12 protein-coding genes are annotated in these 13,834 nt (G+C 65.8%); 5 read left to right on the forward strand and 7 right to left on the reverse strand.

The genetic code is table 11. The annotated features are described in order from the left end of the window. Nucleotides 1-11: 11 nt before the first annotated feature. Genes BLT16_RS07260 through BLT16_RS07275 form a run of 4 tightly spaced genes read left to right on the forward strand, consistent with a single transcriptional unit; the run spans nt 12 to nt 4,805 of the window. The gene (locus tag BLT16_RS07260) at nt 12-1,544 is read left to right on the forward strand and encodes an ABC transporter substrate-binding protein (RefSeq protein ID WP_089657876.1); all 1,533 of its coding nucleotides are present in this window, start codon (nt 12-14) and stop codon (nt 1,542-1,544) included. After that, nucleotides 1,541-2,524 (forward strand): ABC transporter permease, encoded by a 984-nt coding sequence (locus BLT16_RS07265; RefSeq protein ID WP_218124421.1) that lies wholly within the window; start codon nt 1,541-1,543, stop codon nt 2,522-2,524. Before BLT16_RS07260 ends, BLT16_RS07265 begins: the two co-directional genes overlap by 4 nt. After that, nucleotides 2,521-3,351 carry an ABC transporter permease gene (locus BLT16_RS07270; protein ID WP_089657877.1) on the forward strand — a complete coding sequence of 277 codons (831 nt, stop codon included), beginning with the start codon at nt 2,521-2,523 and terminating at the stop codon, nt 3,349-3,351. Before BLT16_RS07265 ends, BLT16_RS07270 begins: the two co-directional genes overlap by 4 nt. Continuing rightward, nucleotides 3,348-4,805 (forward strand): ABC transporter ATP-binding protein, encoded by a 1,458-nt coding sequence (locus BLT16_RS07275; protein WP_089657878.1) that lies wholly within the window; start codon nt 3,348-3,350, stop codon nt 4,803-4,805. The genes BLT16_RS07270 and BLT16_RS07275 overlap by 4 nt, the downstream gene beginning before the upstream one ends. Nucleotides 4,806-4,815: 10 nt before the next feature. On the opposite strand, the gene BLT16_RS07280 is transcribed toward BLT16_RS07275, so the two are convergent. The 4 genes from BLT16_RS07280 to BLT16_RS07295 form a co-directional block, all read right to left on the reverse strand. After that, nucleotides 4,816-6,144, reverse strand: coding sequence for a D-alanyl-D-alanine carboxypeptidase family protein (locus tag BLT16_RS07280; RefSeq protein ID WP_245701523.1), 1,329 nt, complete (start codon nt 6,142-6,144; stop codon nt 4,816-4,818). 359 nt (nt 6,145-6,503) lie between these two features. Next, nucleotides 6,504-7,754 carry a zinc metallochaperone GTPase ZigA gene (gene zigA / locus BLT16_RS07285; protein WP_089657880.1) on the reverse strand — a complete coding sequence of 417 codons (1,251 nt, stop codon included), beginning with the start codon at nt 7,752-7,754 and terminating at the stop codon, nt 6,504-6,506. 93 nt (nt 7,755-7,847) lie between these two features. Next, nucleotides 7,848-8,276, reverse strand: a complete 429-nt coding sequence (locus BLT16_RS07290) for a hypothetical protein (protein ID WP_089657881.1) — start codon at nt 8,274-8,276, stop codon at nt 7,848-7,850. Nucleotides 8,277-8,365: 89 nt separating this feature from the next. Beyond that, nucleotides 8,366-10,066: a methyl-accepting chemotaxis protein gene (locus tag BLT16_RS07295; RefSeq protein ID WP_089657882.1), complete on the reverse strand. Its 1,701-nt coding sequence runs from the start codon at nt 10,064-10,066 to the stop codon at nt 8,366-8,368. Between the two features lie 226 nt (nt 10,067-10,292). Between BLT16_RS07295 and BLT16_RS07300 the strand changes: the two genes are divergently transcribed. After that, complete coding sequence (locus BLT16_RS07300; protein ID WP_089657883.1) at nt 10,293-10,865, forward strand: hypothetical protein; 573 nt, start codon at nt 10,293-10,295, stop codon at nt 10,863-10,865. Here BLT16_RS07300 and BLT16_RS07305 read toward each other — a convergent pair. The 3 genes from BLT16_RS07305 to BLT16_RS07315 form a co-directional block, all read right to left on the reverse strand. Beyond that, on the reverse strand, nt 10,862-12,166 hold the full coding sequence (locus tag BLT16_RS07305) for a TRAP transporter large permease (protein ID WP_089657884.1): 1,305 nt from the start codon (nt 12,164-12,166) through the stop codon (nt 10,862-10,864). The genes BLT16_RS07300 and BLT16_RS07305 overlap by 4 nt on opposite strands. A 30-nt stretch (nt 12,167-12,196) precedes the next feature. Beyond that, entirely contained in the window at nt 12,197-12,760 is a 564-nt protein-coding gene (locus tag BLT16_RS07310; protein WP_089657885.1) for a TRAP transporter small permease, read from the reverse strand. Nucleotides 12,761-12,837: 77 nt separating this feature from the next. Continuing rightward, on the reverse strand, nt 12,838-13,827 hold the full coding sequence (locus tag BLT16_RS07315; protein ID WP_089657886.1) for a TRAP transporter substrate-binding protein: 990 nt from the start codon (nt 13,825-13,827) through the stop codon (nt 12,838-12,840). Nucleotides 13,828-13,834: the final 7 nt, after the last annotated feature.

Here is a 13,834-nt window from a genome sequence, read left to right on the forward strand (position 1 = left end):
AGGACGTTACGATGTTTGCACCACGATCCCTCGGTTTAGCCCTGCTGCTTGGCCTGCTACCGCTGACCGCCAGCGCCGACGACCGCACCCTGGATGTCGTCGCCCCCTGGGAAATTACCGGCCTGGACCCCTCTACCTCCGGCTATGTGTTCGGCCGCATGGGGATTGCCGAAACACTGGTCGACACCGATGACGACGACCAGCTCAGCCCTGGCCTGGCCACTGACTGGCAGGTCGACGACGACGACCTGACCTGGCGCTTCAGGCTGCGCGACGACGTGACCTTCCACGATGGCAGCCCGCTCACCGCCGAGGCCGCAGCCAAGAGCCTGGAACACGCCTGGCGCAAGCCGGGCATGCTCGACTCGGCGCCGATCACTGCCATCGAGGCCGACGCTGACGAGGTGGTGTTCCACCTTAACGAAGCCTTCGCACCGCTGCCGGCGCTGCTCGCCCACTCCACCACCTTGATTCTCGCCCCCGATGCCTACGGCGAAAACGGCGACGTGCGTGAGCTGATCGCCACCGGCCCCTACCGGCTGGCATCCCTGGCCCCGCCGCAGCGCCTCACCGCCGAGCGTTTCGACGAATACTGGGGCGACGCCCCGGCCATCGAACAGACCAGCTACCTGGCAGTGGGCCGCGGTGAGACCCGCGCGCTGATGGCCGAGAGCCGCGACGCCGATATCGTCTTTACGCTCGATCCGGCAAGCCGCGCCAGGCTGACGCGTAACGACCGGCTGAGCATTCACGCCGAGCCACTGCCACGTACCATCGTGCTCAAGGTCAATGCCGGCCACCGCTTCCTCGACGATCAGCGTGCCCGTCAGGCCTTGAGCCTGGCGATCGACCGCAGCGGCATCGCGGCCGGCCTGCTGCGCCACCCCGAAGCCGCTGCCGCCGAGCTCTTCCCCGAGGCCCTGGGCGCTTGGCACCTGGGCCTGGATGCCAGCGAGGCCCAGGATCTCGAGCGCGCCCGCGAGCTGCTCGCCGAGCTGGGCTGGGAGGCCAACGGCGACGGCATCCTCGAACGCGACGGCGAGTCCTTCCGCCTGACCCTGCGTACCTTCTCCGACCGCCCGGAGCTGCCGCTGGTGGCCACCGCGCTGCAGGATCAGTGGCGCGACCTGGGTGTCGATCTCGAGGTCGCGGTGGGCAATGCCAGCGAGATTCCCTCCGGCCATCAAGACGGCAGTCTGGAGGTGGGCCTGATGGCTCGCAACTACGGCCTGGTGCCCGACCCGCTGGGCACCCTGCTGGATGACTTCGGCAGCGACCCGGACAATATGGGCGGCGACTGGGGCGCCATGGGCTGGTCGGATGCCGATGTCGCCAGTTGGCTGGCCACCCTGCGCCACGACACCGATCCCGAGGTGCGCAGCGAGCTGGCCGGACGTATCGCCACCCGCCTCAACGAGGCCATGCCGGTGATCCCGGTGGCCTGGTACCAGCAAACCGCCGCCGTCGGCACCCACCTGGAAGGCTTCTCCATCGATCCGCTGGAGCGCAGCTACCGCATCGAGGCGCTGAGGTGGGCCGAATGACCAGCCTGACCCTGAGCCGTGCCCCGTCGCGCTGGCGCAGTGGGCTGCGCGGCCTTCTGCTACAGCGCCTGTTCCAGGCCGGCCTGGTGGCATGGATGGTGGGCACCCTGACCTTCGTGCTGACCCGAACCCTGCCCGGCGACATGGCCTACCGCATCGCCGCCGGCCGCTACGGCCACGATATGGTCGACAGCGCCGCCGCCGAGGCAGTGCGCGCCGAATTGGCCCTCGATCAGCCGGCGCTGGGCGCCTACCTCGGCTGGCTATGGGACCTGCTGCAGCTCGATCTGGGGCGTTCGCTGGTCAGCGGCGAGCCGGTGATTCACGAACTCTGGCATCAGCTCGGCCACTCCTTGGGCCTGGCGGTAATGGCGGTGCTGCTGTCGCTGCTGATCGGCCCGCCCCTGGGTCTGCTGGCCGGCCGCAAGCCGGCCGGCCTGCTCGACCGTGGCAGCGAACTCGCCGCCAGCGTGCTGCGGGCGCTGCCGCCCTTCGCCGTGGGCCTGCTGTTGATCATGCTGTTTTCGGTGGCGCTGGGCTGGCTGCCCGCCGCCGGCCACGGCCGCTTCGCGCATAGCGTGCTGCCGGCGCTGACCCTGGCGCTGGCCCTGGCGGCGGTCTCCAGCCGGGTGGCGCGCAACGCCATGGCCGAGGTCTCGCAGTCCGCCTACTACGCCTTCTCGCACACCAAGGGGCTGGGCGCGCGGCTCAGCTTCCTGCGCCACGGACTGCGCAATGCCGCGCTGCCGGTGGTGGCCTACCTGGGCGTGCAGTTCGTTTACCTGATCGAGGGCGTGGTGGTGGTCGAGACGCTGTTTGCCTGGCCCGGCATCGGCCACGCATTGGTCCACGCCATCGTCGCCCGCGACGTGCCGATGATCCAGGGCACCGCGCTGGTGATGGGCCTGATGTTCGTGGCCCTCAACACCGTGGTGGATCTTATCTGCCACTGGCTCGACCCGAGGAGGCGTGAGGCATGAAGCAAGTGACACTTTCCGCGCCGAGGCGGCAACTATCGCTCCCTGCCCTCAGCCAGCGCCAGTGGGTGGGGGCGCTGCTGCTGGCCCTACTGCTAGCCTTCGCCTGGCTGGTGCCGCTGTGGCATAGCGCCGACCCGGCCCGCCAGCAGCTGGTGCGTATCCTCGAGCTGCCCTCGCTGGCCACCCCGCTGGGCACCGACCACCTGGGTCGCGACCTGCTGGCACGCACCGCGGCGGCGATTCGCCTGTCACTCGGCATGGCCCTGCTCAGCGTGGTCACGGCCGCCGTGCCGGGCCTGCTGTTCGGCGTGATCGCCGGCTGGCGCGGTGGCTGGCTGGACCGCATCCTGGGCAGCGTCGCCGACGCCTGCCTGGCGCTGCCGGGCCTGCTGCTGGTGCTGCTGCTGGTGGCCATCGCTCCGGGCAACTTCTGGGCCCTCTACGTGGGCATCTCACTGGTGCTATGGATCGAGTACTTCCGGGTGGTGAGGGCGCGCACTCGGGTGCTGGTCACCTCGCCCCAGCTCGAGGCGAGTCGCCTGCTGGGCTTCGGCCCGCTCTACCTGTTCCGCCGCCACCTATGGCCGGAGCTGGCCCCCCAGGTACTGACCCTGGCCGCCTTCGGTGCCGCCAGCGCGATCCTGGCAATGGCGGCGCTGGGCTTCGTCAGCGTCGGCTTGCGCCCGCCCACCGCCGAACTTGGCCTGATGATGATCGAGCTGCTGCCTTACTACCACGAGGCACCCTGGGCCATGGCCCAGCCGATCCTGGCCCTGTTCATACTGGTCTTCAGTCTCAACCTGCTCGCCGGGAAGGATCCAAGATGAGCCACCCTCTCCTCCAGGCTACCGACCTGACCATCCAGGGCGACGGTGTCACCATTGCGCCCTTTTCTCTCAACCTGGGCTCGGGCGAGCGGCTGACCCTGCTCGGCGAGACCGGCTCAGGCAAGAGCCTGATTGCCCAGGCAATCATGGGCACGCTGCCGCGCGGCCTTACCACCAGCGGCGAGCTGCTCATCGACGGCACACGCTACGCTGCCGCCGATGTCGCCGCCCGCCGTACCCTGTGGGGGCGGCGCCTGGCGCTGCTGCCCCAGGAGCCCTGGCATGCCCTCGACCCCACCATGCGCGCCGCCGCCCAGATCACCGAGAGCCATCGCCATGTGGCCGGGCTGGCGCGTGCCGATGCCCGCCAGGCCACCCAGCATGACCTAACCGAGCTGGGCCTGGAGGACGCCGGCGGCAAACTGCCCGGCGAGCTCTCCGGTGGTATGGCGCAACGCGTGGCATTCGCCGCCGCCAGCGCCGGTGGTGCCCCCATCGTGATCGCCGACGAGCCCACCAAGGGGCTCGATGCCCCACGCCGTGACGCGGTGGTCGAACTGCTGGCCAGGACGCCAAGGGCTGGCGGTGCGCTGTTGACCATCACCCACGATATCGATGTCGCCCGACGCCTGGGCGGTGAGGTGGTGATCCTGCGCCAGGGGCAGGTGGTCGAACGCGGGCCGGCGCAGCAGGTGCTCAGCGACCCGCAGACCGAGTATGGACGGCGCCTGCTGGGCGCCGAGCCTTCGCGCTGGCCGGCCCCACCGCCGCTCACCAGCGCCGCCGACGCTACGCCGGTAGTGACGGCACGCGGCCTGGCCAAGTCCCGCGGTGGGCGCTTGTTGTTCCAGGATCTCGACGTCAGCGTAGGGCCCGGCGAGATCGTCGGCGTGGTTGGCCCCTCCGGCTGCGGCAAGAGCACCCTGGGCGACATGCTGCTCGGCCTTGCCAGCTGTGATGCCGGCGAGATCGAGCATGCACCAGGCCATCGACTGGGCCTGCAGAAGCTCTACCAGGACCCGCCGGCGGCGTTCTCCTCGCACTGGCGGCTGTCACGACTGCTCGATGACCTGGTGCGCCGGCACGATCTCGAGCGCAGCGCCATTGCGCCGCTGATGGAACGCCTGGGACTCGATGGCCGATTGCTGGTGCGACGCCCCGGCGAGATCTCCGGTGGCGAGCTGCAGCGCTTCGCCATCCTGCGCGTGCTGCTGCTCAAGCCGCGCCTGCTGTTCGCCGACGAGCCCACCTCGCGCCTCGACCCCATCACCCAGCAGCAGACCCTGAGCCTGCTGGTGGAGCTTGCCCGGGAGCGGCACTGCGGGGTGATGCTGGTCAGCCACGACCCGGCGCTGATCGCCCGCGTCTGCGACCGGCAACTGGCACTGGGCGAGGCCACCAACGTCAACGGCCCCGCAGCGAGTGCGAGGCCGTTGGAAACTGCATCAGCTTAGGCAGCTAGGCTCAGGGCGTCACTACCTGACAGTCCATGCCGCTCTGAGCCAGGCGGTGGCAGGTCTCGCGGGCCTGGTTCTCCTGCAAGTCGACCAGGCGGGCGCGGAAGAACGTGCGGTCGCTGGACTCCACTTCGGTGACCGCCACCCGCGACAGCGCCTGATCGGCGGAGAGATAGTCGGCGGCACGCGACGCCGAGGCGCGCGCCTTGTCGAAGTCCTGGTAGGCACCAACCTGTATGGCCCAGCTGCCCTGTTCGATGCTGCCCTCGGAGGCGATGCCGGAGGCACTCAGCACGGCCAGGATCGGGTCGTCGTCGTCGCGATAGACAGACGCTGGCGCGGTATCCGCCAGCGCATCGGCGGCCGCACTGGCCTCGCTGGTACGCGGCCGGGCGTCCAGGGCAGTGATCAGCCGCAGCGGCTCGCTGGCCGCCTCCGATTGGGTCTGCAGGTCGGCCAGCGCCGTGGTCGGCGGCTGGCTGGGAAGGTCGCTCGATGCACCCTGCACCGAGGCGACCAGGGTCTCCATCGGCTGCGCGATATTGGTCTCCGCGACCCAGCCGTTCTGATCATTTAGCGCGGCACGCATGAAGCCGCGATCGAGCAGGGTCATCATGTGGTCGTCGCGGGACTGGGCGGTGAAGCCGCCCATCACCACGGCGACGATACGCCGGCCGTCGCGCACCGCCGAGGTAGCAACATTGAACCCCGAGGCGCGAATAAAGCCGGTCTTGAGGCCATCAGCACCGGGGTAGTTGCGCAGCAGGCGATTATGACCGTTGATGGTCTGGCCGCGGTAGGTGAAGCTGGCATTGGCAAAATAGTGGTAGTAGCCGGGAAAGTCGTTCATCAGCCGCACCGACAGGGTGGCCAGATCGCGGGCGGTGGAGGTCTGCAGCGAATCGGGCAGGCCCGAGGCATTACGGAAGTAGGTATTGTGCATGCCAAGGCTGCGCGCCTTGGCGGTCATCATGTCGCCGAACTGGCTCTCGGTGCCTCCCAGGGCCTCGGCCACTACCACGGCGACATCATTGGCCGAGCGGATGATCAAGGCAGGGATGGCATCGCGCAGCGTGATGCTGTCGCCGGCTTTGACGCCGAGCTTGGAAGGCTGCATCGACGCCGCATAGGAGGAGACCGGCAGCGGCTGGTCGAGGCTCAAGCGTCCCTCTTCCACTGCTTCAAAGGCGAGGTAGAGGGTCATCATCTTGGTTAGCGAAGCCGGATAGCGGGTAGCATCGGCGTTTGCCGAGTGCAGCACCTCACCGTTCTGGCTGTCGACCACGATCGCTGCATAGCGGGGGTTGGCCTGGGCCGAGGAGACCACTAGCAGCATGCCAAGCGCCAGGGTAGCCATTCCCCAGAGACTACGGCGACCGATTATTGTGGTTATGGTCACGAGAGTTGTTTTCACAATGAGCCCTATCTACGTCGCTGACTATCCCTGCTACCTGTGCCAGGCGGCTCCATACAGGAATTTATGCCCTATCTCCGCCATCTGTCCAGTAGCATCACCGGTATTTGGCCAATGACATTACCTGCTCCGCTAGGCTGCAGGCCTTGTGACAAGGACCTCGCTGGCCGCCAAAGAAACAATGCAGGCATGCCGGTCAGTTATTAAAGCAGTGTTTTATCCCGTACAAAGACGGGAAATAATGACATTTTCCCCTTTAATTACCTGACCAAACTCCGGGCCTACGCCACTGCTGGCTGCTCGTCCCAGGCCGGGAAGGGATCGGGCAGGCGCCGCCACGCCTCGAGCCCCGCGGCCAGCTCATCGTCACTCAGCAAGCAGGCATCCAGCGCCTCGCGCAGGCGCTGCTTGTCCAGATTCTGACCAATGAACACCAGCTCCTGGCGCATATCGCCGAACGGTTCCTGCCACTTCTCCATGATGTAGCCGCGGTACTCCGGGTCTTCCGGCCAGCGTGACTCCGGCACCGCCTTCCAGAACATCCCGGCATAGCCGTGATGAGCGATACCGCCGGCCTGACTCCACTGGCCAGCGAACTGGGGGCGCGTGGCCAGCCAGAAGAAGCCCTTGGAGCGTAGCAACTTGCCGCCGAACCAGTCGCCATGCAGCAAGTCGTGGAACTTCTGCGGGTGAAACGGCCGACGCGCGTGGTAGGCAAAGCTGGAAATGCCATACTCCTCGGTCTCGGGCACATGTTCGCCGCGCATCTCCTTGAGCCAGCCGGGCGACTGCTGGGCGCGCTCGAAGCTGAAACGCCCGGTGTCGAGTACCTGCTCCAGCGGCACCTGGCCGTGGGACATGGCGATCAGCTCGGCCTCGGGGTTGAGCGAACGCAGCACCGCCTTAAGCTCTTCCAACTGGGACGCGTCGATCAGATCGGTCTTGCTGATCAGCAACACATCGCAGAACTCGATCTGATCGACCAGCAGATCGGCGACATTGCGTTCGTCCTCGTCGCCCAGGCTCTCACCGGCCTCGGCCAGCGACTGGGCTTCATAGTATTGGTGCAGGAAGTTGGCACCGTCGACCACCGTGACCAGGGTGTCGAGTCGCGCCAGCTGCGACAGGCTCTGGCCCTGCGCATCCTCGAAGGTGAAGGTCTCGGCCACCGGCAGCGGCTCGGAGATGCCGGTGGACTCGATCACCAGCGCATCGAAGTGGCCTTCGCGGGCCAGCCGCGCCACCTCGATCAGCAGGTCCTCGCGCAGCGTGCAGCAGATGCAGCCATTGCTCATCTCGACCAGCGACTCGTCGACGCGATTGAGGGCGATCTCACCCTGGGCATTGTCGGCGGCGGCGCCGCGCACCGAGGCCGCATCGATATTGACCTCGCTCATGTCATTGACGATCACCGCTACACGGCGTTGATCGCGATTGGTCAGGATGTGATTGAGCAGCGTGGTCTTGCCAGCGCCGAGAAATCCTGACAGGACCGTCACCGGCAGGCGGTGGGATGTGGCAGGCGTGGACATGGCGCGTCTCCTAGAGCGTCACAGGAAATGCCAAACAAAATATGTTATATCATAACACATATCAAGCCCTCGCCACCTATCGGTGGCGATAGCTCAGTCGGGGATGACATCCAGGCTGATGCGGTAGCGATAGTCGAGATCGCTGCAGCGACGTTCGCCATTGCAGGCGAAGGGGTTCATCACGTGCAGGAACCACACCCCCGGCTCGAGCTGCTGCTCGAGGCGAAAGTTATGCCCGCGCCCGCCGTCCCAGTCGCGAGCCACTTGCTGGCCCTCGGCGTCCAACAGTCGGGCATTGGGAATCACCTGGGTCTGCTGGCCGGGGTGGGTATGACTCTCCAACACGACCGTGGCGGGGTTCTCCAGGGTAAAGGTAATGTAGCGCGCGCCTGCCGAGACGATCTCGATCTCGTCGCCGTCCTGCAGGCTGATGGCACGCTGCTCATGGGGCGCCGAGGCGGCGCAGCCCGCCAGCAGCACCAGCAGGGTCATGACCGTCAGGGCTCGCAGGTAATAGGGCATCTGAGGTTCTCCTTGAGGTACACGTTATAACGACAACGGGAGCCCCCGAAAGGCTCCCGTGACGTCTTTTCCAAGCAATGTAGACCCGCTTAGCGCATGCGTGCGGCCAGCATCGGCTGTCCCGGTACGGTGCTGCGTGGTGCCGCGGCCAGCGGCGAACTGTGCTCGCCAGCTGCCACGCGGGCACCGGACTGCCGATCGCTCGACGCCTCCAGGGTGAATACCGCCACCGAGTCGACCAGTCGCCGCGCCTGCCGGCGCAGATTATCGGCAGCACTGGCGCTCTCCTCCACCAGACCGGCGTTCTGCTGCGTCACATGGTCCATCTCGGAAACCGCCTGACCCGCCTGGGTCACGCCGACGCTCTGCTCGGCGGTGGCATGGCTGATCTCGCTGACGTACTGGGTCACCTTATCGATCGCGGCAATGATCTCCTGGGTACTGCGACCAGCGTCGCCGGCCAGTTCGGCGCCCTGCTCGATGCGCTCGACGTTGGCCGAAATCAGCGCCTCGATCTGTTTGGCGGAGTCGGCACTGCGCTGTGCCAGATTGCGCACTTCACTGGCCACCACGGCAAAACCTCGGCCGTGCTCGCCGGCCCGCGCCGCTTCCACCGAGGCGTTCAGCGCCAGGATGTTGGTCTGGAAGGCGATCCCGTCGATCATGCTGATAATCTCAGACACCTCCTGAGAGCGCTCGCGAATATCCTGCATGGTCGCAACCAGCTGCTGCACCGACTCGCCGCCCTCACCGGCCACACGGTTGGCTTCGTCAGCCAACGTATCGGCTTGGCGGGCGTTATCGGCATTGAGCTTAACGCTGCTGCTGAGCTGCTCCATGGCGGTGGCCGTTTCGGTCAGCGCGCTGGCCTGCTGCTCGGTACGCGAGGCCAGTTCATTGTTACCTTCAGCGATCTGTTCGCTGTTGCTGGCCACCTCTTCCGCCGCCTGCCGCACGTTGAAGACGGTGCTCTGCAGCTGTTGGGACATCACCACCAGACTGGCCATGATGCTGCGCGTGTCATGCTTACGCAGCTGACGGGTATTGACCAGTTCGCCACGCCCCACCGCCTCGGCGAAGGCGCGTACTTCATGGGGCTCGGCACCCAGCTCACGCAGCAGCTGACGCGTCAGGCCAGCGGCCAGCAGCAGCGCAACGATCACCGCCCCACCGCACAGCACCAGCATCAGGATCTGGAAACCACCGGCCAGCGCGCGGGCCTCGCTCGCCTCGGCGGCGTTCATGCTCTCCTGCAGGTCGATAAAGGTATTGATGCTGGCGAGCCAGTCGCTGAAGGCCGGGCTGGCCTGCTCGAGCAGCAGCTCGCGTGCACCGGCGACATCGCCATCGAGACGACGCTCGACGACCGCCTCGACCAGCGGCATGGTGCGTGCTTCTACCGCCTCGATATCAGCCAGAGCGGCGCGCTCTTCGGCGGTGATGTCATCGCGGCTGGCAAACATGCTGGCCATACCGGCAGCGGCCTGCTGGTAATCCGCCTCCAGGCTGGCGATCTCACCCAGCGCGGTGTCCAACGCGGCGTTGCTGTCGACCAGAGTGACATCGCGCAGGGAGATAGCGCGGTCGTGGACGCTGCCGCGGAAGTCGATGGCGTGGCGCTGCTTCTCGCCGTTGACGTCGTTGATCAGGGTCAGGCTGGTGTCGATGCTGTTTACCTGCCCGACGCCAACCGCGGTCAGGGCAATCATCAGCACGATGATGACAGCGAAACAGGCGAGTAGACGCGTCTTGATACTGCGTCCTTTCAGGAGTGAGAGGCGGCCCTGCATGGCGGTATTCCTTATGCGGTGTTATCGGGATCTGGTGTCGTTGTTGTTAGCGCTCGGGGTGTCGACGCCCGAACAAAGTTATACGACTAACTTCATTCTGTACAATTTTAATTGAGCTCTGTACAAAATTTTACTGACAGCGCTTCTCCAACCCTCTGCTGGGCTGATCACTGACGATTCTGATAGTCTGCTCGCTGCTCCCGGCCATGACTTTCAGGAACCCGCCATGCCCCGCTTCGCTCCTTCTCTCTCGGCAGCCGCTCTGCTGTCTCTGCTCGCTTTCAGCGGCACCGCCAATGCCGACCTCGTCGATGAGCGCCTGCAGGTGATCGACGCCTGGGCCGTGGCCACCCTCGGCGATGGCGACCAGCGCATCTACCGCGCGCTCAATGCCAGCGACTACAGTGATGCCTATCTGGCGGTGAACTACCGGGCAGGGGTCTGCGACCTGCCGGACCTGCAGATGCGCGTGACGCTGGAGGAGACCCAGCAGGAGACGGAGGTCGTCAATCTGGCGCCGACCGAGATCCGCATCGACCGCCTGCAAACCCATAACGCCGCCGCAGAGTTTGCGACTCGCGCCGGTGATGACGGCTTCTACGCGCGCTTCTACGTCGAGGATCAGGCCGAGCTACTGCGTGAGATGCGCCGCGGCGAGGTGATGCGGCTGCGCTTCGAGGGGGAGGAGGAGAACTACTGGTACATGGAGTTCAGCTTGTACGGCGCCGACCAGGCCCTGCCGCTGGCCGCCGACCAGTGCCGTCGCACCAGCCAGCAGCCAGAGGATTTCTTTGACTAGCGATTCATCGCCTGGGGCAGATAGAGCGCAATCTCCGGAAACAGATGCATCAGGGCGATGGATAGCATCATCAACAGGAAGAACGGCAGCGTTGCCTTGGTGATGGTGAGGATGTCCTTGCCGGTCAGTCCCTGGATCACGAACAGATTGAAGCCGACCGGTGGGGTGATCTGCGACATCTCCACCACCACCACCAGATAGATACCGAACCAGATCAGGTCGAAGCCGGCGGCGCTGACCAGCGGCATCAGAATGGCCGTTACCAGCAGAATCAGCGAGATGCCGTCGAGGAAACAGCCCATCACCAGCAGCAGCAAGGTCAACATGACCAGCAGCATGGTCGGCGACAAGCCCATCTCACCAATGGTACGGGCCAGCTGCATCGGCACCTGGGTAAAGCCCATCGCCGAGGTCAGGAAGGAGGCCCCGGCGATGATGAAGGCGATCATGCAAGCCGTGCGCACCGCCGCAAACAGCGAGTCCTTGAGGGTGGCCATGCCGAAACTGCCGGTCAGGCGTGCGATGACGATGGACAGCACCACGCCGACCGCCGCCGCCTCGGTAGGTGAAGCCAGCCCGCCGTAGATCGACACGATAATGCCGCCGATCAGCAGCAGAATCGGCACCAGCGCCCAGGTGTTGCGCAGCTTTTCGGCGAAGCTCATCGATGACTCGTCGTGGCCGGTGAGCCCCGCACGCTTGCCCTTGAGCAGCGCCCAGAGCACCAGATAGGACATGAACAGCGCCAGGATCATCAGCCCCGGGCCGATACCGGCCATGAACAGCCGCGAGATCGACTGCTCGGTGACCACGCCGTAGACGATCAGCACGATCGACGGCGGAATCAGCAGCCCCAGAGTCGAGGCGCTGGCCAGGGTGCCGATGGCCATGTTGCTGTCGTAGCCGCGACGCTCCAGCTCCGGCAGCGTCATCTTGCCTACCGTGGCGCAGGTCGCCGCCGACGAACCGCATACCGCGGCGAACATGCCGCTGCCGATGATGTTGGTATGCAGCAGCCGGCCCGGCATGCGGTTGAGCCACGGTGACAGGCCGCGAAACATGTTGTCGGCGAGCCCGGAGCGAAACAGGATCTCGCCCATCCAGATAAACATCGGCAAGGCGGTGAGATCCCAGCCGTAGCTCGCCCCCCAGAAATCCGAGGCAAGGATCGGCCCCGGCGAGAAGGGGCTGAAGAATTCCAGCGCGACCCAGGCGGTACCGATCAGCGCGAAGGCGATCCACACCCCGCTGCCGAGCAGCACCGCCAGGGTGAAAATGGTAGCCAGACTCAGTATCAACACGAGAGTGTCTCCAGAATAGAGGGCATGAGCTCAGCGCACTTCGCTGTCATCGGTGGCGGTGGCGTCGCGGAAGCTCGCGGGGTCGCGGGCGGCGATGCGCAGCGCCATGACCAGAGCCTCGGCGAGGGCCAGGCAAAGCAGCCCCACGCTGGTGGCGAGGACCGTCTGGGGAATCCACAGCGGGATCGACAGGAAGCCCGATGAGACATCATTGAACTGCAGGCTCTCGCGGGCCAGTTCGATCAGGCCGTAACCGAGCAGCAGGCTGATCGCCAGCGCCACGATCAAGCCGAACACTTCGAACCACACCCGGATGGCCGAGGGCAGGCGCGAGATCAGCAGGGTCACGCGAATATGCGCGTGATGCACGAAGGTGTAGGCCAGACCGAGAAAGGTGGCTCCGACCAGCAGGTAGGCGGCGATCTCGGAGACCCCGGTGATGCTCAACCCCAGTCGGCTCAGGCCAACCAGCACCAGCAGCGCGTCGACCACCCGGAAGGTGACCTGCAGCGCGACAAGGGTGCAGATCGTCACCATGCACGCCGCCGCGCCCCAGGCCCCGAGGCGGTAGAGCTTGTCGAATTTGAAGGTCATGATTGCGGTCTCGCAGACGTCATTGGCGAGCGGGGCGACGGCTGCGCCGCCGCCCCGGCAGGCAGACTGGCTAAGGCTTAGTTGTCGAGCCCGGCGCGATACTCCTCGAGTACCTGCCGGGCCTCGTCGCTGGCGCGCTCCAGCCAGTCCTCGAACAGCTGGTCACCGGCCGCCTGCAGTGCCGCCGCCACCGCCTCATTGGGCTCGGAGATGGTGATGCCGTTCTCCTCGAGCACCACGGCGCTGTTATCGCCATCCTCACGGCTCATCTGCCAGCCGCGCTCCTCGGCACGTGCCGCGGCCTCGAGTACGGCTTCCTGGGTCGCCTCATCGAGACGATCGAAGGCGCGCTGGTTGATGAAGATGATGTTCTTGGGCAGCCACAGGTTGGCGTCGGTGTAGTGGTCGACGTAGTCCCAAGCGGTCATCGAGTTGCCGGTGGAGACCGAGGTGATCATGGCGTCCACGCGACCGGTGCTGAAGGCGGTGGGGATGTCCGACTCCTCGGTCTCAGTGGGATTGCCGCCAAGGTTCTGTACGAAGCGCTGGGTGTTGATGTTGGGCGCTCGCACGCGCAAGCCCTCGAACTGCTCAGGGTCGGTCAGCTCGTCGGCGGTGTAGATGCCCTGGGCAGGCCAGGACACGGCGTAGAGCGGCATGATGCCTTCTTCTGCGAACAGCTCGGTGATCAGCGGCTTGGTGGCCTCCCACAGCGCAAAGGCCTCGTCATAGCTGCCGGCCACCCCCGGCAGGGTGTCGATCTCGAAGATCGGGTCATCGTTGGAAAGCACCGACATAAAGACTTCGCCGGCCTCGATGGTGCCGCGGCGCACCGACGGTTTGATCTCGCCGTGGGCGACCAGCGAGCCACCGCTGTGCACGTTGATAGTCAACTCGCCATCGGTGGCCTCGGCCACGTCCTCGGCAAACTGCTTGGTATTCTGGGTATGGAAGCTGGCATCACCGTAGGGCGTGGCCATGGTCCACTCGGCGGCCTGGGCGGTGGCTGCAGCGGCCAGGCTGCAGGCGGTAACCAGCAGTAGCGGGGTAGCGATTGTCTTACGCATGATGAAA

The organism is Franzmannia pantelleriensis (assembly GCF_900102875.1).
Classification (GTDB): Bacteria; Pseudomonadota; Gammaproteobacteria; order Pseudomonadales; family Halomonadaceae; genus Franzmannia; species Franzmannia pantelleriensis.

What these genes read in the sequence shown, in the direction of transcription:
- BLT16_RS07270 (WP_089657877.1), top strand. Translation starts at nt 2,521, where the DNA reads ATGAAGCAAGTGACACTTTCCGCGCCGAGGCGGCAACTATCGCTCCCT.
- zigA (WP_089657880.1), bottom strand. Translation starts at nt 7,754, where the DNA reads ATGTCCACGCCTGCCACATCCCACCGCCTGCCGGTGACGGTCCTGTCA.
- BLT16_RS07315 (WP_089657886.1), bottom strand. Translation starts at nt 13,827, where the DNA reads ATGCGTAAGACAATCGCTACCCCGCTACTGCTGGTTACCGCCTGCAGC.
- BLT16_RS07290 (WP_089657881.1), bottom strand. Translation starts at nt 8,276, where the DNA reads ATGCCCTATTACCTGCGAGCCCTGACGGTCATGACCCTGCTGGTGCTG.
- BLT16_RS07260 (WP_089657876.1), top strand. Translation starts at nt 12, where the DNA reads ATGTTTGCACCACGATCCCTCGGTTTAGCCCTGCTGCTTGGCCTGCTA.
- BLT16_RS07300 (WP_089657883.1), top strand. Translation starts at nt 10,293, where the DNA reads ATGCCCCGCTTCGCTCCTTCTCTCTCGGCAGCCGCTCTGCTGTCTCTG.
- BLT16_RS07310 (WP_089657885.1), bottom strand. Translation starts at nt 12,760, where the DNA reads ATGACCTTCAAATTCGACAAGCTCTACCGCCTCGGGGCCTGGGGCGCG.
- BLT16_RS07295 (WP_089657882.1), bottom strand. Translation starts at nt 10,066, where the DNA reads ATGCAGGGCCGCCTCTCACTCCTGAAAGGACGCAGTATCAAGACGCGT.
- BLT16_RS07280 (WP_245701523.1), bottom strand. Translation starts at nt 6,144, where the DNA reads ATGCTGCTAGTGGTCTCCTCGGCCCAGGCCAACCCCCGCTATGCAGCG.
- BLT16_RS07265 (WP_218124421.1), top strand. Translation starts at nt 1,541, where the DNA reads ATGACCAGCCTGACCCTGAGCCGTGCCCCGTCGCGCTGGCGCAGTGGG.
- BLT16_RS07275 (WP_089657878.1), top strand. Translation starts at nt 3,348, where the DNA reads ATGAGCCACCCTCTCCTCCAGGCTACCGACCTGACCATCCAGGGCGAC.